Genomic DNA, 21,698 nt, shown 5'->3' on the forward strand with positions numbered 1-21,698 from the left:
GAAAAGGAAGCTGTCGCAGGTTCTCCCCCGTCCCCCTCGCCCTAACCGCAAACCCTGGGGCTGTGTACTGGCTGTGCTGGGAAAAACAATATTAAAACAATATTAAATAATAAATAAAAGGCTTGACTACATTTTCTTTATGGTATATGGTATACTATTTTTGCAATGGTTACACGTATTGTTAATGGAGGGAAATCGATGGAAATAGAACGTAAATTTTTTATAAATGATCCACTGCCCGGATATAAGGAGTATCCTTATCATGCGATTGAGCAGGGATACCTGTGTACAGAGCCGGTGGTGCGGGTGAGACGGGAGGATGATACGTATTATCTTACGTATAAGTCAAGAGGGAAGCTGGCCAGAGAGGAGTATAATCTGCCTCTTACAAAGGAGGCTTATGAGCATTTGATCGGGAAGGCGGATGGGAATATTCTTACGAAGAAAAGGTACTTGATTCCTGTCGAGGGATCGCATTTGACTATCGAATTCGATGTGTTTGAAGGGAAGTTTCAGGGGCTTATGCTGGCGGAAGTGGAGTTTGAGACGGAGGAGGAGGCGAATGCGTTTGTTCCTCCGGAATGGTTTGGAAGGGATGTGACATACTCCGGGGAGTATCAGAACAGCCGGTTGTCGGGGCTGGCAGGTATGGAGCTGCTTTGAGCCTGGGGACCATGCTTTGGGGAGAAATTTTATTCTTCCCCTTACAAGAAAGAGTCCGGCAAGCTGGACTCCTGCGCCGGAGCGCGGTCGCTTCAGCGGCCATCTTTCCTAATAGAAATAAAAAAGGCATGAAAGAATTTGCGGTGCGCTGGCGCATAAGCAAATTCTTTCATGCTGTTGGGTGGATTATTGTTTTATTTCTTCTGAACGTATTTCAGACAGTCAAGTGTTACTGCCGTGATAATGATGATACCTTCAAATACGAACTGGAGGTTTGTGTCGATACCGAGGATTGTAAGGGAGTAGATCAGTACGGTGAAAATAAGTACGCCGACTACTACGCCTGAAATCTTACCAATACCACCGGTAAAGGATACGCCGCCTACTACACAGGCTGCGATCGCGTCCATCTCCCAGCCCTGGCCATAAGCCGCGGAGCCGGAGCCTACCATTCTTGCACATTCCAGCCATGCGCCAAAGCCGTAAAGAATACCAGCCAGGATAAATGCGCCCATGGTTACCCAGAATACGGAAATACCTGAAACAGCCGCTGCCTCCGGGTTTCCGCCGACTGCGTATAAATTCTTGCCGAATGTTGTCTTGTTCCAGATAAACCATACGATTGCAATTGCAGCTACCGCCCAAAGGATGATGGTCGGGAAACCATTCAGTCTCGGGATGATCATCTTCGGAATCGATGATTCAATTGCACCGAAGGATACACCTTTTGTCGCATACGTAACAAGGCCGAAGATTACCAGCATGTTTGCCATGGTTGAAATAAAAGGATGCATCTTGAATCTGGCTGTAAAGAAGCCTCCGATTGCGGTAAAACATGTACACAGAACGATACACATAAACAGAGCGAAAACAACTCTTACACCGATGGGAAGACCCGTAAAATCAAATACATGGCCGAAAACCATACCCGTATTGACGCCCTGGTGCATAATGATGGTTGCAGTCGTCATACCCATACCAACCATACGGCCAATGGAAAGGTCCGTACCGGTAAGGAGAATGAGTCCCGCTACACCGAGTGCAAGGAACATACGCGGGGAAGCCTGCTGTAGAATATTTAAAATATTGTTATAGGTAAGCAGCGGCACGCCCTTTATGATCGGCGTGGCGATACACAGCCCGATAAAAATCAGGATAATCGCTATATACAAACCATTCTGCAGTAAAAATTCCCTGCGGTTGAACGTATATTTATAGTTCTCCCATTTCTGGGCCCTGGACTCCGTGAAGGTGAATTTGGAGATGCGCAGTAAGTCGATCAGATGATACTGCCAGACAAATGCCGCGTGTCTTCTGTCCTTGATCTGCTGAAGTTCCTTTTCCAAATCCATTTTCGCATCAAACATCCGGTTCTTATGAACATACTTTTCATCCTTCACTTCCTGATGGTCAGAAAGCTTTGACATGGTGCTCTGGTGTTCTTTCTCCAGCTCCGCAATCTTTTTGTTGTACTTTTCCTTTGCGAGCACCTTTTCCTGCTCACAGCTCTCCTTCAGCGGCTGATAATAATCCTTATCAAAGTGTGCCTTCAGATACGCTGTTGCGTCAGAAATTAATTTTGAAATCTCATCTTTATTTTTTGCTTCAACTGCTTTTGCTTTATCCAGCTCAGCCTTATACGCTGTAATCCTGGATTCTTTTTCACCCTTCGTGATGCTGCGGTCTCTCTTTATTGCGTCAATCGAATTCTGAAGAGCGACTGCTCTGTTTGTGCCGTCCGCTCTGAGGCTGTCGATCTTACTCTGTATCTTACCAACATAATCCTCAATTGGCTGGCGCAGCTTAAGTTCCTGTTCAGCTGTAAGAGTCTTACCATTTCCATTCGCCATATCCATCAATCTCCCCCATTATAGGTATTTTGCACTGAGTCTTAAAAGCTCTTCCTGGTTTGTATCTTTTGTATTCACAATTCCAGACAGCCGTCCATTGGACATAACACCAATACGGTTCGTAATTCCCAGAATCTCCGGCATCTCAGAGGAAACAACTATGATCGTCTTTCCCTGCTTCGCCATATTGATGATCAACTCATATATTTCGTATTTCGCGCCGACATCGATACCTCTTGTAGGTTCATCCATCATGAAAACCTGAGGCTCGCGTTCCAGCCATTTTCCAAAAATAACCTTCTGCTGGTTACCGCCGGAAAGGCTCGATATCATATCGTCCGGCCCCATACACTTGGTATGCATGATTTTGATTTCCTTCGAAGTCGCATTTACCATCTTTACATCAGAGAGTGCGATTCCGGTCTTATACTGTTCCAGGTTTGCAATGGTGGTATTAAACGTGAGATCACCCTTCAGGAAAAGCCCGTTGGCCTTTCGTTCCTCAGTGATCATGGCAAATCCATGCTCCATAGCTTCCTTCGCACTTCCGAAATTCATAAGGCGCTTATTAAAGTAAACACGCCCTGCCGCTCGGGTACGGACACCAAAGATCGTCTCCAGAAGCTCCGTACGCCCTGCTCCCACCAGTCCATACAGCCCGAAGATCTCCCCTTCTTTTACATCGAAGGAAACATCCTGCAAATGGGGTTCAAACTTCGTGGATAAATGCTGGATGGACAAAATCACATCCTTGGGGGTATTGTCAACCGGCGGGAACCGGTTGTCAAGTGAACGGCCTACCATGGCCGCTATCAGCTCATTCATGTTCGCATCCTTGGTACTCTTTGTCATAACCAGGTTGCCGTCACGAAGCACCGATATCTCATCACATATTTCAAAAATCTCATCCATCTTATGAGAGATGTAGATCAGGGCAATTCCCTGCTCTTTTAACATTCTCATCATCTCGAAAAGTTTATCCACTTCCTGTACCGTTAAGGAGGAAGTCGGCTCATCGAGAACGATTACCTGGGAATTATAGGAGATTGCCTTGGCAATCTCACACATCTGCCTCTGTGATACAGACATGTTCCGCATGGGCTGAGTAAGGTCAACGGTCATGCCCAGCTTTCTGAAAAGCTCGGAAGCTTCCTTTTTCATTCTGCCTTCATCAACAATCCCCATGGAATTGACCGGATAACGACCGAGGAACAGATTGTCAATAACATTTCTTTCCAGACACTGATTCAGTTCCTGGTGAACCATTGCAATTCCGTTTTCAAGGGCATCCTTCGGTCCGGAAAAGCTTACTTCCTTTCCTTTCAGGAAGATATTTCCCTCGTCCTTCTGGTAGGTACCAAACAGGCACTTCATCATGGTGGACTTACCGGCGCCGTTCTCACCCATAAGCCCCATAACGGTTCCGCGCTTCACATCCAGATTGATATGGTCCAGAACCCTGTTTCGGCCAAAGGACTTGCTCATACCGCGTATTGATAAGACGATATCATCTTTCTTATCTGCCATTGTTTTTACTCCTCTGCTTATAAAAACACCTGATTATTGTTTCAATCCACTCTCGGTAATTTCACAGAGTACGACTACATTTTAAGATGCGTGACTTAACTTCATGTCAGTGGGGGATACCGATTTTTCTCCGCCCGCCACTACCGTTAAACTTATTTTGGTAATTCAGACCTCCACTTACAGATGCGTGGAAATTCTCGCTTATTTAAAAGAGGTTATCAGGGAGAATTTCTTCTCCCTGATAGCCTGCCCATCTTTAATATTAGTGAATATTACTGATCAAGTAAAGATGTGTAAGAAGCTGCGTTATCTGTCTTAACCATGTTAATTGCAAATGCATCGTACTGGCTCGGATTTCCAAGACGGTTTGTGATATTGGACTCTGTCTGGCCATCGCCGCCGATGTACTCAACCTTTAAGTTAAGCAGCTTGTCGTACTTCTGAAGAAGTGGCTGGTAGGTTGAACCCAGGAAGTTATCAGCTGAATTGTAAATATTCAGCCATACATTCTTTTCCGGATGGGCAGCAGCATCAAGCTGATTTGCTACTGGCGCATAAACCATTGTGGAATCCATGAAATCGCTATAGTTATCTGCTGTAACAGCAACGTTTAATGCATAGTAAGAACGCTCATCTGTTTTGTATACATATACATCGCTGCTCAGAACGTTGCCTGCATCGTCCGCTGTACCGATACCAGTATCAATATCAACTCCATCGAGAGCGTTGCGGAGAACACGAAGTGTTAAGTAAGCCTGAACATCTGCATGCTGGCTGATGGTTCCGCCGTAGCCTTCTGCGATAGCGGCAACTGCATCACTGTTTGCATCATAACCAAATGTAGGAACTTTGTTGTCCTTGGACCATGCGTTGAACATGGACATTCCCATACCGTCGTTGTTGGAAGCAACAATATCAATCTGATCGCCGAAAGAAGAAGACCATGTGCCAATTCCGTTGCCTGCAGTCGCTGCATCCCATGTAGCTCCTGCGGAGTTCTTCATCTCCTGGGAAGCAAGTTCGCGAACGATATATGTCTTTCCGCCAACTTCAAGTGTTCCGTCCTGTACGGCTGTTGCCTTGCCCTCTGTGTTTGTACCAATCGGGTCACTGACAATGTTGCCGTCTTTCTCTACCGCTGTTCCAAGGGCCTTACGAACGCCTCTTGTACGAGCGATGGAATCGTTATGTCCGATATCGCCGATCGCCAGAACATAGCCGATGATTCCGTCACCGTTACGGTCGATGGTGTCAATATTCTTTTCGATGTACTCTTTTACCATGGTACCCTGAAGTTCAGCACCCTGATTTGCATCGAATCCTACATAGTATGTATCCGCATTGTAATTCAGCGCCGTCATATCAAGCTGGCCTGTGGCACTGCTGGATGGCTGACGGTTAAACCATACTAAGGGCTTATCCTTGTTCTCCACTTTTGCATCAGCGGCTTTTGTCTCTGCCGGAGCTGCTGTTGTCTCTCCTGCTGCTGCGGTTGTTGTCTCTGCCGGAGCTGCTGTTGTTGGTGTTTCTGCTGTCTTGGAGCCACATCCTGCCATGGAAAATACCATAGTGGACGCCATACCTACTGCTACTACTTTTTTGAGTAATCTCATGATAAATCCTCCCTAGATATAGTATAGTATTTGCCGATTCGTCATTTTTCCTCATCGACACCCATATTATATCTTTATTTTAGGCATATTTCCATATGATTTTTTTCGTTATTATATAAAATTTCTTAGATTTTATGTTTTTTACCCATTTTTCCATGGTCTGGATCGCAACATGCACAAGACATTTTAGTTTTTATCAGCTGTTAGTGCAGTCTGACTGCAATTATAGTATTTTCCCCCTTCCAAACTCACGATTTCCTGTACATTCTGTCCAAGTCCGGCCGCAGCGGCGATCTGGAACATCACATTGGCGTACTCATCGCTGTCACACTGCACGGTTCCAAAGAGCTTCCCGGAGCTCAGCCCCTCGATTCCCTGTGGTGTTCCGTCGATCCCCACAATCTTGATGGGCCTTGTGATTTTCTTCCGCTCCAGCGCGTCAGCCGCACCCAGCGCCATATCGTCATTGTTGCTGATCACGAGTTCGATTTCATCCGGATACTCATCGAGCCATTTCTCCATCCACGCAGAGCCCTGGCTCTTCTCCCAGTTTCCAATGCCTCCGGTGATCTTTTCCAGGGGAACGCCTCCGTCTTTTAAGGTCTGAATCGACCATTCCGTTCTGATTAAGGAATCCTGATGGCTTGTCTCGCCCTCAAGGAGTACATAGCTTACCTTGCCGTCGCCGTTTAAATCCAGGGAAGCGGGATCCTTCTTATAGGCGTCTACCAGGATGTTCCCCTGCAGGACCGCGGATTCCTTAGCGCTTTCCCCCACATAGTAAAGCTTCTCCCATCGGTTCATATCCTCTTCCACCGGCTCCCTGTTGAAGAATATCACGGGAATGTCGCCCTCCATCGCCCTGCTGATGATATAGGAGGCTGCGGACCGGTCCACCATATTGACGCAGATCACGTCCACACCCAGGGAGATAAACCGGTCCACCTGGCTGTTCTGCGTGTTCTGATTGCCCTTTCCATCCACAACGTCGAGAATCACTTTGACGCCGGTCTCCTTCTCATAGGCTTTCGCCTTCTCCTCCATCTTTCCGCAGAGATTATTAATAAAGGAATCGTCTCCCCGGTACAGAGTCACCCCGACCCGCAGCGTCTTTTTCTCCTCCTTCTCCTCATGGCTCCGGTTCTGGAAAAACAGACAGCCGAACACAAGAATAACAGCTATGAGCAGTACTGCAATAAATGAATATTTCTTTTTCATTGGCCCTCCTCTGTTCCTTACTCGATTGGATAAAGAATCTTCTCGAAACGCGTCTCTTTCAAATCATCTTTTTCGATGTAATACGATTCCAGCACGATCTGATCCCGGTCGCCGCGCTTTTCGATGGCCTCCACTGCCTTTACAATGCTTAAGTATCCGGCATCGAACTGGTTTGTCGTCACAAGGCCCTTTATCACGCCGCGGTCCATCTGATTTAATATCTTCGTCGTGCTGCCGAAGCCATAGAGGTTCGGAGTGTCTTTTCCATAAACCGGGCTTCCCGCGATGACATCCGCCACCTGATCCAGGCTCTGCACGTCCAGGGCGACGAGAATCTCCTCCCCGCTGCCGGAAACCGCGTTTTCTTCAATCGTCCGGTGAAAGTCATCCTCACTTTCCGCCGCGGAGGCGCCGGAAGCGCCGTTTCTGTACTTTTCGTAGAGCTGCACATGGAAGCCCGCCTGGGAGAGCGCCGCCAGAAGGCTTTTGTACACTTCTTTGTTGTAGCCGTACTCCAGCCCCTCGGAGAATACGAGAACCGGCTTGTCCGGGGTATTTTCCCTTGCTATGGCATCCCCCAGCATCTTCCCCGTCTCCTGGTAGTCCTGTGAGATACCGCTCATGGCCCAGTCGCCCGGGAAGATGGTTCCCATGACGATCAGCGGGCTGCTGAGGACCATCCCATCCAGTATCGCGCTGCACTCCTGCTGCTTTAAGGGCACCAGCACCGCCGCCTTCGCCCCGTCGTCAATCTCACGCTTTAACAGCTCCATCTGCTCCGTGACATCTCCCTTTTCGTACAGGGTGATGAAGTTGACATCCACGTTGTACTCATCCGCGGCCTTGTCCACACCCTTGCGGAAATTTGTGTAGTAATCATCTGTGGTATCTCCGATCACGATGGATATCGGATAAATCTCCGTCTTCTTTTCTTTGATAATCAAATCCGTGGAGGACAGCAGAAACAGGAGGACTAAAACTCCCGCAAGCAGACTCCATATCATCTTTTCCCGCCTTGTCATCTTCATCTTTCTCCGCCCTCCGCCAGAATCCGGCTGTAGGGAACGGCAGGAAGGTGGATGGTAATCTCCGTCCCCTCGTCCGGTTCTGAATCGATCCTAAGCCCGTACTCCTCGCCAAAATAGAGCTTGATCCGCTCATTCACATTCTTTACACCGATTCCGGAGCCCTTTTTGGAGGTCACTAAAATCGTGTCGGAAAACAGGCTTTCCACCTGTTCCCGGGTCATGCCCAGCCCGTTGTCGCGGACCGTGAAGTATAAGTCCTCCCCTTCCTTCCACACCTTGAGCGTGATCTCGCCGTCGCCGTCCATGAACTCCATCCCGTGGTAGATCGCGTTCTCCACCAGCGGCTGGAGCATCAGCTTTAAACTGGCCAGCTCCAGGCAGTCGTCCGCGGCGTCGATGTAGTAGGAAAATTTGTTCTTAAAACGCATGTGCTGAATCATCAGATAGTTGCGCACGTGCTCCAGCTCGTCATGCACGGTGATGATGCTCTTACCCTTGCTCAGGCTGATACGGAAGAACCGCGCAAGCGCCGTCACTACCTTAACCGCCTCCGCCTTCTGCTCATTTTCAATCATCCAGACGATGATATCCAGGGTGTTATAGAGGAAATGCGGGTTGATCTGAGACTGCAGCGTATCAAATTCCTGCTTTCTCTTGGCCTCATGCTCTGTCACAATATCGTTCATCAGCACCCGGATCTGTCTGGCCATGTTATTGATGGAGGTTCCCAAATGCTGAATCTCATACGATCCGCCGATATAGACCGGCGTCTCCAAATTTCCCTCCTCCAGAATTCCCACGGATTTTTCCAGTTCCTTGATGGGATTCGTGATTCTGGACGATATATAGGAGTTGATAATTGTTAAAATAAAGAGAATCAGGGTGATCAGAAAAATGATAAACAGCCTCGTCTTTATGGAGTTTAGGGATACCACGTTCTTTGGCGTCACCCCTACGACCTTCCAGCCCGTGTAGCCCACGGACTTCACGGTGATAATCCGCTCACGCCCCTCGAACTTTTCCAGATGGTTTCCGTCCTTGTATCCGGCCGCCGTTAAATTATTCTCGGAGACCCGTCCGGAATCAATCAGCTGGATCTTCGGATGGTAGAGGATTTCCCCGTCGTTGCTGATTAAGTAGACGTAGCCTCCGGTGCCTGTGGTCACGCCCTCAAACAGATGCGCCAGGCTGGAGTAGCTTAAATCCACCAAAAGCACGCCCTGCGCCGTCGATGTCCCTTCCGTCAGCTCCACCGCCCGGGACAGAGAGATCACCCACCGGTACTGGCTTTCATTGCCGTCGAAAATATACTGGACGTGAGGATTGGAGAAATGCTGGTTTTCCGTTTTCTCCAGGGCATTGGAAAACCAGCCGTCCCCGGTCACGTCCAGATTCGTCTTGATTCTGGCTGCCGGCACCGCCTCCTTTAAAGTCCCATCCTGGGAGAACAGGGCAATGTTGTCCACATTGTCCTTGTTGTTGTCGTACAGCAGGGTGATCTCGCTGTTGATGGACTCCGAGGACAGGTCCGCGTTCTTTACCGCACCGTAATACAGGGAATCCGACAGCTTCATGACCGTGCGCAGATAGCTCTCCACAGACCGCGCCACCTGGCCGATCAGGCTCTGGTTTTCCTCCATAACCGTCTCGGACACCTGGCTCGACAGACGCTGGTAGATGGAAAACGTAATGAGCAGACTGGCCGCCAGGGCAGTCACGGTAAAATACGTAAAGATCGTATACCGTATGCTGTTGTTATGAATCCTCTTGCCGTTTTTCTTTTTATTCATTTATCTGGCTCCACGGAATTTCGTCGGTGACACTCCAAATTTTTTCTTGAATACGTAGCTGAAATAGTTCTGCTCCTGGTAACCCACCTTGGAGGCGATGACGTACGTCTTGTCGTCCGTCTTGTTTAACAGTTCCACGGCCTTATTTAAGCGGATTTCCGTGAGATAGGCGATGTAGGCCTGCCCCGTCTCCTTCTTGAACATGGTCGAGAAATAAGCCGGGCTCATGTGCAGGTGGCGGCAGATCATCTCCACGGACAGATCGGGGTTCTGATAGTTGTCCATAATATACTGCTTCGCCTGCTGGATCACCTGGCGCGTCGTTATGTCACGCTCCTGATTGATGGCCTGGTTCATCTTGTGCGCCGTTTTTAACAGCCACTCGCCGAACTCCTCCCGCTTCTGAAGCTTGTCGATGACGCTTAAGTATTCCAGCTCGCCGCCCAGAATCTCCTCCAGGTTTAAGTCATACTGCTGGATCATCTGAATGATGGTGTTCAGGACGCCGAACACATACACCTGCTGCTGACGGTAATGCACCTTTGCCGATTCCAGCTTGCCGGAGATTCTGGCCGTTACGGCCTCGATCTTCTCATCCGGTCCAAACTTGACGGCGGAAATAAAATCAGACTCGTCTGCATTGTCAAATTCCAGCTTGCCGCTGCCTACCGGCTCCATATCGTTGATGTAGATCGTGATTCCGCTGCCTACCACCGCCTTATATCCCAGGGCTTCCACTGCCGACTGGTAGGAGCCTGCGATCTTCGACAGGCCGGTCACGCTGTGGCCGATGCCTATGGTGACCGGAACCTCCAGAATACGTTTGGCCTCCTTACAGATATCTCCCAGAACATCGATGAGCCCCGTCGTCGTATTGTCGTCGTCGAGCGCCGCGATCACCACCATTTCGGCTTCAGCCGTGGACTGGAATAAGGAGAACCGGCAGTAGCTTTTCAGCTTTTCCCGCACGATCTGCATGACGGAAATCGGAATCAGCTCTTCCTCCTCGTGGAGTGACAGCGTCTTCTTGCTTCTGTCATCACTCTTTTCCACATCGACGGCCGCGATCACCCATTTCCTGGCTCCTGTAATCGGGATATCGTATTCCCTCAGCTTCGACTCAATCAAATCATCCGACAGCCTCCGGTGCACCATGTCGTTGAAAAACTGCTCGCGGATAATCGGCAGGCTCTTTCTGTAATTTTCACGAAGGCGGCTCACGTTGCGCTTCTCTTCGATCTCCTCATCTAAATTAGACTTGATCCGTTTCAGGATGGATGTCAGCTCCTCCACGTTGACCGGTTTTAGAATGTACTCCGTCACGTTCAGCTTAATTGCCTTCTGGGCGTACTCGAAATCGTCGTAGCCCGAGAAAATAACCACCTTCATGGAAGGATACCTCTGCCGGATTTTCTCCGCCAGCGTAAGGCCATCCATATAGGGCATGCGGATATCGGTCAGAACCACATCCGGCTCTAAGACCTCGATCTTTTCCAGCGCGTCTTCTCCGTTCTCGGCATCCCCCACCACCTTGAATCCGGCTGATTCCCAGTCAATCTGTTTGATAATGCTCTTGCGGACCTCTTCCTCGTCGTCCACCAAAATAATGCTGTATAAATTCATGATCTATACCCCTTCTCTCCTGTAAATAATAAGATTTTGTCTCTATGCAGTCCCGTTATATGCACTGATACAGCAGCGCGTTGCAGATGGCGGCCGCCACATTGCTTCCGCCCTTCCGTCCTCTCGCCACAATAAACGGCGTGTCGGGCAGTGAAAGGATCATCTCCTTCGACTGGACCACGTTGACAAAGCCTACCGGCACACCGATCACCAGTTTCGGTTTCAGCCTGCCCTCTTTAATCAGCTCGTACAGCCGGACCAGTGCCGTAGGGGCATTGCCGACTGCAAAGATACAGTCTCCGCCCAAATCGGCCGCCTTCTCCATGCTGGCGCAGGCTCTGGTGGTTCCGAGCCGCTTCGCCGCCTCCGCCACGTCTTCATCGGCCATGAAACAGTCCACCGTACAGCCGCATTTCTGGAGGGCCGCCCGGTTGACGCCCGATTTCCCCATATTGGTGTCTGTGATGAAGCGGACGCCTTCTTTAATCGCCGCCTTCGCCAGCTCCACTGCGTGTTCGGAAAAGATTAAGCTGTCCGCATAGTCGAAGTCGGCGGTCGTGTGGATTACGCGTTTGATGACCAGTTCATTTTCCGGGTCCAGGACCCGGTCCCCCAGCTCCTCTGTGATAATCTCAAAGCTCCTTTTCTCTATGTCACCGGGAAGCACCCGTTCCAGTTCCGTCTTTATCATTCTGAATCTTCCTTTCTGCTGTCCGTCATGCGATTGCCGTCGATTCCCATCATTTCGTAAACCGCCGCCATGTCAAAGCTCTCTCTGATGACTGCCGCGAGACGGTCGTACTGCTGCTCCCGGTAGGCGGCGTAATGAAACTCTTCGTTTCGCACTGCGGTCAGCCCCTTTTTCTCAAGGAGAGCGCTCACAACCGTCTCTGCGATTCCCTCCCGGTCAAAGAATCCATGGATGTACGTGCCGTAGACATGATTTCTCTGGCATCCATCCATCTTGGCCAGGTGAGAGCCGTTCTGCTCCATCACATAGGACAGGGGCGGCACCGCGCGGACCGTCTCGCCCATGTGGATTTCGTATCCCTCGATCTCCATGCCCGAAAGCTCCTCCAGGATTCCGCCCACGGAGGCACAGGAACCGGTCACCCGGGTTCTCGTCTTCTCTTTCCCGAATACGGTCCTTACCGGAAGAAGCTTAAGCCCTTCCACCGGCCGCCCTCTGTAGGTTTCCGTCTCCACACCGAACGGGTCCTCCAGGCTTTCTCCCAGCATCTGAAAGCCGCCGCAGATTCCGAACACCGGAACGCCGGCGGACGCCAGCTTCAGTACTGCCGCCTCCAGGCCGTTCTCCCGCATCCAGAGTAAATCTTCTATCGTGTTCTTCGTCCCGGGAAGCAGGATCAGGTCCGGTTTTCCCAGATCCGACAAACGGTTCACATACGTAAGGCCGACTTCCGGCATACAGGAAAAGACCTGGAAATCCGTAAAATTGGAAATTCTGGGCAGCCGTATGACGGCAATGTCCACCAGCGTCTTTTTCCCTTTTTCTGTTCCGCTTAAATGGTGTCCCAGGCTGTCCTCATCCTCGATGTCCACATCAGCATAAGGAACCACTCCCGTAACCGGTATGCCGCACAGGTCCTCGATCATGTCCAGCCCCGGCTCCAGAATGGTCTTGTCTCCCCTGAATTTATTGACGACGAGCCCCTTCACCCGCGCCCGCTCTTCTTCCGAAAGCAGGGCCACAGTCCCGTAAAGCTGGGCAAACACACCGCCGCGGTCGATATCTCCCACCAAAAGGACCGGAGCATCCGCCATCTTCGCCATGCCCATGTTCACGATATCATCCTTCTTCAGATTGATCTCCGCCGGGCTTCCGGCGCCCTCGATCACGATGATATCGTACTCCTCCTCCAGTCTCCGGTATGCCTTTTCCACCTCGGGAATCAGCGTCTTTTTATATGCAAAATACTCTTTCGCCGGCATCGTTCCGATCGGTACGCCGTGGACGATGACCTGGGAACCGGAGTCGGAAGTCGGCTTCAGCAGAATCGGATTCATGTCCGCCTGCGGTTTAATACCGGCGGCTTCCGCCTGCACCACCTGGGCGCGTCCCATCTCCAGCCCGTCCTCCGTTATATAAGAGTTTAACGCCATATTCTGCGATTTGAAAGGGGCGACCCGGTAGCCGTCCTGCTTAAAGACCCGGCATAACCCTGCCGCAATCAGACTCTTGCCCGCGTTGGACATCGTCCCCTGTATCATAATTGATTTTGCCATTGATCTAATCCCTCTCTTCCATCGCCTTTTTCAGCACCCGGATAAATGTCTCATTATTGGCCCTGTCCTTTACGCAGATCCGGTAAAAACGTCCGTCAAGCCCCCGGTAGTTGGCGCAGGAGCGGATTAAGACACCGTTTTTCAAGCAGGCGTCATAGAGGCTGCGGGATTCCGGCGTCCGGGCCCTGGCCTGCGCCGGATCCCTGAAAAACAGATAGTTGGCCCTGGAATCGTAGACGAAAAGCCCCAGGCCCTCCATCTGCGCCTTCAGCCAGCTCCGCTCACGTTTCACCAGCTCCCTCGCCCGGTTCACATACTCCGTCTCCCCAAGCGCGGCCTCGCCCGCCGACTGAGCCGGACCGGAGACACTCCACGGCTGGCGACAGCCGTCCATTGCTTCCAGAAGTTCCCGGTCCAGAGAAATGCCGTAGCCCAGCCGCAGCCCGGCCATGGCGTAAAGCTTCGTAAATGCCTTCAGAATAAACAGCCGGCGGAAACGTCCCGACCGCAGTTCCTTCATCACGGAAAAGCGCTCCGGCTCATCCAGGAACTCAATAAAACACTCATCCACCACACAGACAATGCCGCATTCTTCGCAGTACTCCAGAAGAGGGATCAGCGCTTCCCGTTCCACCGCAAATCCGGTGGGATTATTGGGATTGCAGAGGAACAGGATATCCGGCCGCTGTCCGGCCGCCTCTGCCTCCTTTAAATGCGCGAGGAGCTCCGGTACCGAAAGGGCAAAGTCTTCCTCTTCCTTTAAGTCGAACCAGGACAGCCCGCATCCTGCGGCCTTTAACGCCTGCTCATATTCCAGAAAGGAGGGGGCGATTAACAGCGCCCGCTTCGGACGCTTCGCCTGTACAATCAGAAAGATAAGCTCCGCCGCGCCGTTTCCGCAGAGAACAGCCTCCCTTCCGATCCGGTGGTAATCCGCCAGCTTCGTTCGAAGGGCCTGGCACCGGCTGTCCGGATACACGCTGCAGCAGTCTGCCGCCCCTATGTAAGCATTTCTCACACCCTCGGGAAGCCCGAGCGGGTTTAGGTTGGCGGAGTAATCCAGCTCCACCTGATTCGTATATATGTCTCCTCCATGCTGGTATTCCATGATGTATATCTCCATTCTGTCATTTTACAGTCTGTTCTACAGTGCCGGATTATCTAATAAATGGTATTGTAACCAGAAGCCAAAGAACCGCCGCTGCAAACAGCGCCGCCGCATACGTTCCCGTCATCAGCGTATTTGCCCGCCGGATATCCTCATATTCCACGGACCGGTCTGCATCGCCGATAGTCGGTTTCTCGTACAGCTTTCCGAAGTAGAACGCGTTTCCCGCCAGCTGAATCCCCAGTACGCCGGCACAGACCGATTCCGTCTGGGCGGAGTTGGGACTCTTATGGTTATAACGGTCACGTCTGAAGATCCGGATTCCGCCTCTTCCGCTGTAATGACGGATTTCGGCTCCTTCTGCCGCCTCCAGGACATAACCCGCCGCGATCATGAAACAGGCCGAAAGCCTGGCCGGAATATAGTTGCACACATCGTCCAGTCTGGCTGCTGTTCTTCCGAAGTTTATGTATTTGACATTTTTATATCCAACCATGGAATCCATGGTATTAACCGCCTTATAGAGAAATATCCCGGTTCCGCCTCCCAGCACCATGTAAAAGAGCGGGGCAATAATTCCATCCGAGGTATTTTCCGCCACAGTCTCCACCGCAGCCTTCGTAATTCCCAGGTCTGTGAGATCTTTGGTATCCCGCCCTACGATCATGGAGACTGCGGTTCTTGCGCCCTCTGTATCTCCGGCGGCCAGCGCGTCATACACCTTCATGCTCTCCTTTTTCAAAGAACGCCACGCCATCATCTGCCCGCACATCATGCTTTCCACCGCCACTCCAGCCAATGGATGAACCGTGTACGCGGCAGCCAGAACGAGCACCGAGGCAAGTCCTGTGATCAGAAGAACAGCGACAACCAGCGCGGTTCCCGCCCTTCTCTCCGACTTTTCGTTTGCCGGAAACCATTTGCGGAGCCGTGCCTCCAGCCATGCGATCAGGTTACCGATGCCGCAGACCGGATGGGGTATATTCCGTGGATCTCCAAACAGCGCATCGAGGGCACAGCCCGCAAATGCAGCCAGTATATGGTAACGTATCATCTGTTCTCCCTCATTTCAGCCTGGTGGCGATGCCGCAGACCATGCGGTACACTGCTTCGGAATCTGCCGCCAGCTTTTCGGCCGCCCTCCCGGCTGCCTCCCGCCATGCCCGCTCCTCCGGGTCCACCGGAACGATACCGCATCCCATCTCGTCCGCGGTAATCACGACCTCCGGATTCTTCGCCTCAATCGCGGCTATAAATTCATTGACATCCCGCTCTTCCCAGAGCAGTCTTCTCACAAAGTAATGAAATCCGCTGATAACCGGCCGCTCAAGGGCCGTTTCGAACGGATCCCTCCGTCCGCTGGCCACCGGAAGCGTTCTCTCTTCCGTTTTGGGACCGGCGTACAGTACGTGTTCTCCTATTCCCGGCGTGGCCCGGCCTGCTGCAAGTGTTTCCGCAAATGCCGTCTTTCCCTGCCACGCACCGCCTGTAATAAAAATCATAAATATTCTCCTGTCATCATTTTCGTTTCATGTTATTGTCCGGTTCTTTATATGGCAAACCGGGCCACAGCCGCCAGCACCGCCGTCAGTACCAGCTCACACACCTGAAGGAAATACCCCGCCAGGTCTCCCGTAATTCCGCCGAATTCTTTTTTCGCCATACAGTAATAGTACAAAAATGTCAGAGCGGCGCCAACCGCTGTCATCGATGCGGCTGCGGCCCCTCCCGCATACAGAATCCAGCCTTCTGCCAGAACCAGACAGCACCACATGGTCACGGCGACCGTCTTCTTCTGTGCCTGTCCGGAAAATGACGCGGCGAGTCCGCTGTTCTTCGCCATCGGAAAGGTCACCACGGCAAGTCCGGAAAGCGCCCTCGATATCACAAAAATCCCTCCGTAGGCTCCCAGAAGCACCGGTTTCATCTCTCCGAAAACCGCTACGTAGAGCAGCAGATACACGCAGCAGCCGATTATGGCGAAAGCCCCCGTATGTGGGTCCTTTAAAATCTCCAGTTTCTTTTCCACCGGCGCGTGCGAGGCTCTGGCATCCGTCACGTCGAGAAACCCATCCATATGGATTCCCCCCGTAACAATCAGAGGTACCAGGACCGGTAATATTTTAGCCATCCAGTCCAGCTTAAGCACCGTAAGCACCAGCACGGAACCGTAAGTCAAGGCTCCGATCACCACACCGATTAACGGGAAGAAGCACATGGCGTATTTCATCCGCTCCTTCGTCCAGGATACCTGGGGCATGGGGATTCTGGAGTACATGGAAAACGCGATTGCGAGGCTGCCCAGTAAGTTCATCGTTCAATTCCTCCCATTATAAAAATTATCTCTATTATCATACAACAAAACAGGGATTTCGTACAGAGAGCAGATACATTTTATATCGGGCAGTATAGAATAAAGCTGCTATTGACAGCCCGCTGAAATCCTCCGCCAGGCATCGCGGTACGTGGGCGGAACAGGAGAAGGAACCGTTTCCTTTTCCGAGGTTCGCAGGAACTTAAGCAGAAAAGCAGGAAAAAGGGGTGGTGAAATCTGGCCTCCAAGCCAGATTTCAAGCGGACACGGAGGTGAAGTCCTTCAGGAGTTCGCCGTAGTTTGCGCGATCCGCCTCTTTTTCCTGCTTTTCTGCTTTAGTTCCTGCCACTGAGGAAACAAGAAACGGTTCGTTCTCCTGTTCCGCCCACGTACCGCGATGCCTGGCGGAGGATTTCAGCTGGCCGTCAACAGTAACAGAATAAAGAAGGAGCCCCTGCAGCCATTTACCCTGCAGGGACTCCCACTCCGCTTGACGCGGTTACTTATGCTTCGTTCTGATTTCTTTTAAATAATTATAAACAGTAAAGTTTGTCACGCCCAGGCACTCCGCTACGTATTCCACAGAGCCCTTGACATCAAAGATTCCCTTGTGCTCCAAATCGTCCACCAGGGCCAGTTTGTCCTCTTTCTGCATGTAGGCCACCGGCTTATTCACCAGGGCCAGCTCGCTGCCGACCATGGATTCCATGACCTCAGAAATATCCTGGGCAAACATCTCCTTCGGCACTTCGTGCTCCTCATTCTTAAATTCCACCAGCCGCTCCAGCAGCCGGTTGGCAACCATAAAATCCGTCAGATCCTGGTTGATGCAGAGCGAACCGATGATTTTCCCATCGTTGTCTCTGATAAAAATGGTGGAGGAACGCAGTACACGCCCGTCAGGCATAACGTTTTTATAATTGATGCTGTCTTTTGCCTCATCCCCGTACTCTCTCAGCAATTGAATCAGGTAATTCGTCGCCGGTCCCCCAATCTTTCTGTGGGTGATGCTTCCTTCTATTCCCACGATTGAGCTTTCCACATGGCTTAAATCGTGCAGAATGACCTCATACCTGTCGCCGAGCATCTGATGGATGCTCCTTAACATTTTTTGAATTACCTGAAGATTTTCATGCATCATTAACTCGACCTTTTCCTTATTTTTTTTCTTCCAGAAACATCTTTAATCCCTTTTCCAGCCGGTTTAAGCCTTCTTCCAGAATTTCATGGCTGGTGGCAAAACAGATTCTCATGCAGCCCTCTGATCCCGGGCCAAAGAACGCGTCCCCTCCCGGAACCAGTGCAAGGCCGGCGTGTTCGATCAGGTAATCGGTAAACTGAGAGGAAGGCACACCCAGACCGCTGATATCCACATACAGAAGATACGTGGCCTGCGGCTTATGGCAGCGGATCACCGGCATGCGGTTGATTCTCTCCACCGCGTAATCCCGGTTCTTTACCAGATGGCCGATAAATTCATCTACCCAGTAGTAACACTCCTTTAAGCACGCAATTCCCGCAATCTGGGAGACAGAAGCGATACCGCCCGCCGTAGTCATCACCGCGGACTTATCCACAAGGCGGTCAAACACCGCTTTGTCTGTACAGTAGATCATTCCCGCCCGAAGTCCCGCGATACCAAAGCTCTTGGAGAAGCCAAAGACGCTCATGACACGTCCCGTCCGTTCCTCTCCGAGAGAGAGAATGCTTAAAAACTGATTCTCCGGATACACGATATCGGACCAGATCTCATCATTCATGATATACAGACCGTATTTCTCGCAGAGGCTCATGATGTGTTCCAAATCCTCCTGACGGTACAGAACACCGTATGGATTGTGAGGATTGCACAGCCCGATCATCTTCGTCTTTGGCGTTATATAGTTTTCCAGCTCGCTCAAGTCAATATAACCGTCTTTCAGCTTCGCCGGGAACAGAACCGGCACGCCGCCGGCAGCGAGGCAGGACTCTTTAAATAAGTAATCCACCGGGTCAAACACGATCATCTCATCGCCTGGTTTTAAAAACGTCTCAGCGATAATATACATCCCTCTGGCCGCACTGTCAATCGGAAGGATACAATCCTCACTGATTTTCTCGTGTTTCCGCTCCCACAGCGCTTTGGAGGCCGCCTCCATAAACTCCGGATAGCCCATCTTCGGCGTGTAGGAAAAGTAGCCGTTGTCGACGTAATCGCGAAGCGCCTTACGGATCTCCGGCGCCACCGGATAGTCAGGATCGGCGGCCGTCAAGGGAATGGTTCCCTCCGGCACCTCCGCCCAGCGGTAATTGTAAGCCCATTTTTTCAGCACATCCAGTTTTATATTATTTCCATCGAATAAAGCCATGGTCCTCTCCTCTTCTATTCCTTATAAGCGATCGCTTCAATTTCGCACAGCACGTTCTTCGGCAGCGTCTTCACCGCGACACAGGAACGCGCCGGGCTGCTGACAAAATACGTCTCGTAAATCTGGTTAAACACAGGGAAATCCGCCATGTCCGCGAGGTAGCAGGTGGTTTTGATCACGCGCTCCATGCTGCTTCCGGCCGCTTCCAGCACCGCCGCCACATTCTTGCAGGACTGGGCCGCCTGTGTCTCGATGGTGGTTCCTTCTGTTTCGCCGGTCGCCGGATTGACTGGTATCTGTCCGCTGGAAAATACCAGATTTTCAAATACCATTCCCTGTGAATACGGTCCTATCGCCTTCGGTGCGTTTTCTGTTACGATCTTGTTCATTGTTCCATCCTCCAAATAGTTGTAGTTTTATTCCATATCCAGATGACAGGCTACCAGCGTGCCATCGGCCATCTTCTTTAATTCCGGTTTCTTTTCCCTGCAGATATCCATGCAGTAGCTGCACCTCGTATGGAACGGGCAGCCGCTGGGCGGATTCACCGGACTGGGAATATCGCCCTGTAAGATAATCCGGTTCTTGCTGCCGTGCCCCTTTACGTTGGATACTGCCGATAAAAGCGCCTTTGTATAGGGATGCCTCTGGTTCCCATAGATCGCCTCTTTGGTTCCAAGCTCTACGATATTACCCAGATACATGACCATGACACGGTCGCAGAAATGCTTGATGATCCGCAGATCATGGGAGATAAAAAGGTAGGTCAGCTGGTACTCTTTTTTGATGTCCTGCATCAGATTGATTACCTGGGCCTGGATCGATACATCCAGGGCACTGACCGGCTCATCACAGACCACGAACTCCGGATGAAGGGCGATCGCTCTCGCAATGCCCACACGCTGGCGCTGGCCGCCGGAAAATTCGTGGGGATACCGAAGGATATGCTCGGGACGCAGCCCCACGCACTCGATCAGCTTTTCCACTTCCCGGTAGATCTCTTCCTTACTCATCTCCGGGTGGTGAATCCAGAACGGCTCCGCCAGGATCTGAAATACCGTCTTTCTCGGATCCAGCGACGCATAAGGATCCTGGAAAATGATCTGCATCTCCTTTCTTAAAGAGCGCATCTCTTTTCCCTTCATCTTTCCGATGTCTTTCCCCTTGTACAGAACAGTTCCTTCCGTACAGTCGAGGAGCTTTAAGACCATGCGGCCCGTAGTGGATTTTCCGCAGCCGGATTCCCCCACCACGCCCAGGGTCTCGCCCTTGTAAATATCAAAGCTGATATCATCCACGGCCTTCACGACCTTGCCTCTGTCACTGGTAGGGAAGTATTTTTTTATATTTTTTGCCTGAATCAGGATTTCACTCATGTTGATACCTCCTGCATCTGACTTCTCGTTGGCCTTCCAGCCGGGTCAACTGGCTGTGGTTCTTTCCGCACTCTTCCGTATAATACTTGCAGCGCGGGCCAAACCGGCAGCCTGACGGCATATCATAGAGGCTGGGAACCAGTCCCTCCAGAGTCTGGAGCCTGTCCACCTCCTGATCGATGTCGGGGATGGAGGCCATGAGCCCCTCCGTGTAAGGATGCATGGGGTTGTCAAAAAGCTGGCGTGTCTCCGCCTTTTCCACAATCTCCCCCGCATACATGACGACCACCTCGTCGGCCATCTCCGAGATCACGCCCAGGTCATGGGTAATAAAGATGATGGCCATGCCCAGCTTGTCCTTCAATTCATTTAACAGCTCCAGGATCTGCGCCTGTATGGTCACATCGAGAGCCGTGGTCGGTTCATCGGCGATCAGCAGCTCGGGGTTACAGGACAGCGCCATGGCGATCATCACCCTCTGTCTCATTCCGCCCGACAGCTGGTGGGGATACTCATCCACCCGCTTTTCCGCCTCCGGGATCTCCACCAGCTTCAGCAGTTCAACTGCCCTCTGGCGGGCCGCATTCTTATCCATACCGAGATGCAGCATCAGCGCCTCCTCGATCTGGTAGCCGACGGTAAACACGGGATTTAAAGAGGTCATGGGTTCCTGGAAGATCATGGAGATCTTATTTCCGCGGATCTTCCTCTTCTCCTTTTCCGAAAGCTTGCTTAAGTCCTCCCCGTGAAACAGGATTTCCCCGCCTTCATGCCTTCCCGTCACCGGGTCCACCAGCCCCATGATCGATAAGCTGGTCACGCTCTTGCCGCATCCGGACTCGCCCACGATGCCCAGCACCTTCCCCTTGTCCAGGGAAAAGGATACACCGTCCACCGCCTTTGCGCAGCCCGCATCCGTATAAAAATATGTTTTTAAGTCTTTTACTTCCAATAAGCTCATTAACGGTCTCCTCTCCTTGAGCATGATCGAAA

19 protein-coding genes are annotated in these 21,698 nt (G+C 51.4%); 1 reads left to right on the forward strand and 18 read right to left on the reverse strand.

Features of this window, described 5'->3' with window-relative positions; translation table 11 throughout:
- Positions 1-198: 198 nt before the first annotated feature.
- Positions 199-663 carry a CYTH domain-containing protein gene (locus H8S80_RS19830; RefSeq protein WP_025530743.1) on the forward strand — a complete coding sequence of 155 codons (465 nt, stop codon included), beginning with the start codon at positions 199-201 and terminating at the stop codon, positions 661-663.
- 194 nt (positions 664-857) lie between these two features.
- Here H8S80_RS19830 and H8S80_RS19835 read toward each other — a convergent pair whose 3' ends face one another.
- From H8S80_RS19835 to H8S80_RS19920, 18 genes are all read right to left on the reverse strand, one after another.
- Positions 858-2,513: a galactose/methyl galactoside ABC transporter permease MglC gene (locus tag H8S80_RS19835; protein WP_110324535.1), complete on the reverse strand. Its 1,656-nt coding sequence runs from the start codon at positions 2,511-2,513 to the stop codon at positions 858-860.
- Between the two features lie 18 nt (positions 2,514-2,531).
- Positions 2,532-4,040, reverse strand: coding sequence for a sugar ABC transporter ATP-binding protein (locus tag H8S80_RS19840; protein ID WP_117630853.1), 1,509 nt, complete (start codon positions 4,038-4,040; stop codon positions 2,532-2,534).
- 272 nt (positions 4,041-4,312) lie between these two features.
- Positions 4,313-5,620 carry a substrate-binding domain-containing protein gene (locus H8S80_RS19845; protein ID WP_412300096.1) on the reverse strand — a complete coding sequence of 436 codons (1,308 nt, stop codon included), beginning with the start codon at positions 5,618-5,620 and terminating at the stop codon, positions 4,313-4,315.
- A 219-nt stretch (positions 5,621-5,839) separates the two neighbouring features.
- Positions 5,840-6,871 carry a galactose ABC transporter substrate-binding protein gene (locus H8S80_RS19850; RefSeq protein ID WP_002603528.1) on the reverse strand — a complete coding sequence of 344 codons (1,032 nt, stop codon included), beginning with the start codon at positions 6,869-6,871 and terminating at the stop codon, positions 5,840-5,842.
- A gap of 17 nt (positions 6,872-6,888) precedes the next feature.
- Positions 6,889-7,899, reverse strand: a complete 1,011-nt coding sequence (locus H8S80_RS19855) for a substrate-binding domain-containing protein (RefSeq protein ID WP_002603527.1) — start codon at positions 7,897-7,899, stop codon at positions 6,889-6,891.
- Complete coding sequence (locus tag H8S80_RS19860; protein WP_117630855.1) at positions 7,896-9,689, reverse strand: sensor histidine kinase; 1,794 nt, start codon at positions 9,687-9,689, stop codon at positions 7,896-7,898. Before H8S80_RS19860 ends, H8S80_RS19855 begins: the two co-directional genes overlap by 4 nt.
- Positions 9,690-11,312 carry a response regulator gene (locus tag H8S80_RS19865; RefSeq protein WP_002603525.1) on the reverse strand — a complete coding sequence of 541 codons (1,623 nt, stop codon included), beginning with the start codon at positions 11,310-11,312 and terminating at the stop codon, positions 9,690-9,692. It abuts the gene before it with no gap.
- A 55-nt stretch (positions 11,313-11,367) separates the two neighbouring features.
- Positions 11,368-12,003: a precorrin-8X methylmutase gene (locus tag H8S80_RS19870; RefSeq protein ID WP_110324492.1), complete on the reverse strand. Its 636-nt coding sequence runs from the start codon at positions 12,001-12,003 to the stop codon at positions 11,368-11,370.
- Positions 12,000-13,559 (reverse strand): cobyric acid synthase, encoded by a 1,560-nt coding sequence (locus H8S80_RS19875; protein WP_117630856.1) that lies wholly within the window; start codon positions 13,557-13,559, stop codon positions 12,000-12,002. The genes H8S80_RS19870 and H8S80_RS19875 overlap by 4 nt, the downstream gene beginning before the upstream one ends.
- 4 nt (positions 13,560-13,563) lie before the next feature.
- Complete coding sequence (locus tag H8S80_RS19880; RefSeq protein WP_117630857.1) at positions 13,564-14,667, reverse strand: pyridoxal phosphate-dependent aminotransferase; 1,104 nt, start codon at positions 14,665-14,667, stop codon at positions 13,564-13,566.
- 49 nt (positions 14,668-14,716) lie between these two features.
- Positions 14,717-15,721 carry an adenosylcobinamide-phosphate synthase CbiB gene (gene cbiB / locus H8S80_RS19885; RefSeq protein ID WP_117630858.1) on the reverse strand — a complete coding sequence of 335 codons (1,005 nt, stop codon included), beginning with the start codon at positions 15,719-15,721 and terminating at the stop codon, positions 14,717-14,719.
- 10 nt (positions 15,722-15,731) lie between these two features.
- On the reverse strand, positions 15,732-16,169 hold the full coding sequence (locus H8S80_RS19890; protein ID WP_117630859.1) for a bifunctional adenosylcobinamide kinase/adenosylcobinamide-phosphate guanylyltransferase: 438 nt from the start codon (positions 16,167-16,169) through the stop codon (positions 15,732-15,734).
- A gap of 47 nt (positions 16,170-16,216) precedes the next feature.
- Positions 16,217-16,981, reverse strand: coding sequence for an adenosylcobinamide-GDP ribazoletransferase (locus tag H8S80_RS19895; RefSeq protein ID WP_117630860.1), 765 nt, complete (start codon positions 16,979-16,981; stop codon positions 16,217-16,219).
- 499 nt (positions 16,982-17,480) lie between these two features.
- Positions 17,481-18,122 (reverse strand): helix-turn-helix transcriptional regulator, encoded by a 642-nt coding sequence (locus tag H8S80_RS19900; protein WP_025530740.1) that lies wholly within the window; start codon positions 18,120-18,122, stop codon positions 17,481-17,483.
- Between the two features lie 16 nt (positions 18,123-18,138).
- Positions 18,139-19,329 (reverse strand): aminotransferase class I/II-fold pyridoxal phosphate-dependent enzyme, encoded by a 1,191-nt coding sequence (locus tag H8S80_RS19905; protein ID WP_002603517.1) that lies wholly within the window; start codon positions 19,327-19,329, stop codon positions 18,139-18,141.
- A 14-nt stretch (positions 19,330-19,343) separates the two neighbouring features.
- Entirely contained in the window at positions 19,344-19,718 is a 375-nt protein-coding gene (locus H8S80_RS19910) for a RidA family protein (RefSeq protein WP_002603516.1), read from the reverse strand.
- A 27-nt stretch (positions 19,719-19,745) separates the two neighbouring features.
- Positions 19,746-20,705, reverse strand: coding sequence for an ABC transporter ATP-binding protein (locus H8S80_RS19915; RefSeq protein ID WP_002603515.1), 960 nt, complete (start codon positions 20,703-20,705; stop codon positions 19,746-19,748).
- Entirely contained in the window at positions 20,698-21,666 is a 969-nt protein-coding gene (locus H8S80_RS19920; RefSeq protein WP_002603514.1) for an ABC transporter ATP-binding protein, read from the reverse strand. Before H8S80_RS19920 ends, H8S80_RS19915 begins: the two co-directional genes overlap by 8 nt.
- Positions 21,667-21,698: the final 32 nt, after the last annotated feature.

Source organism: Hungatella sp. L36, assembly GCF_014288035.1.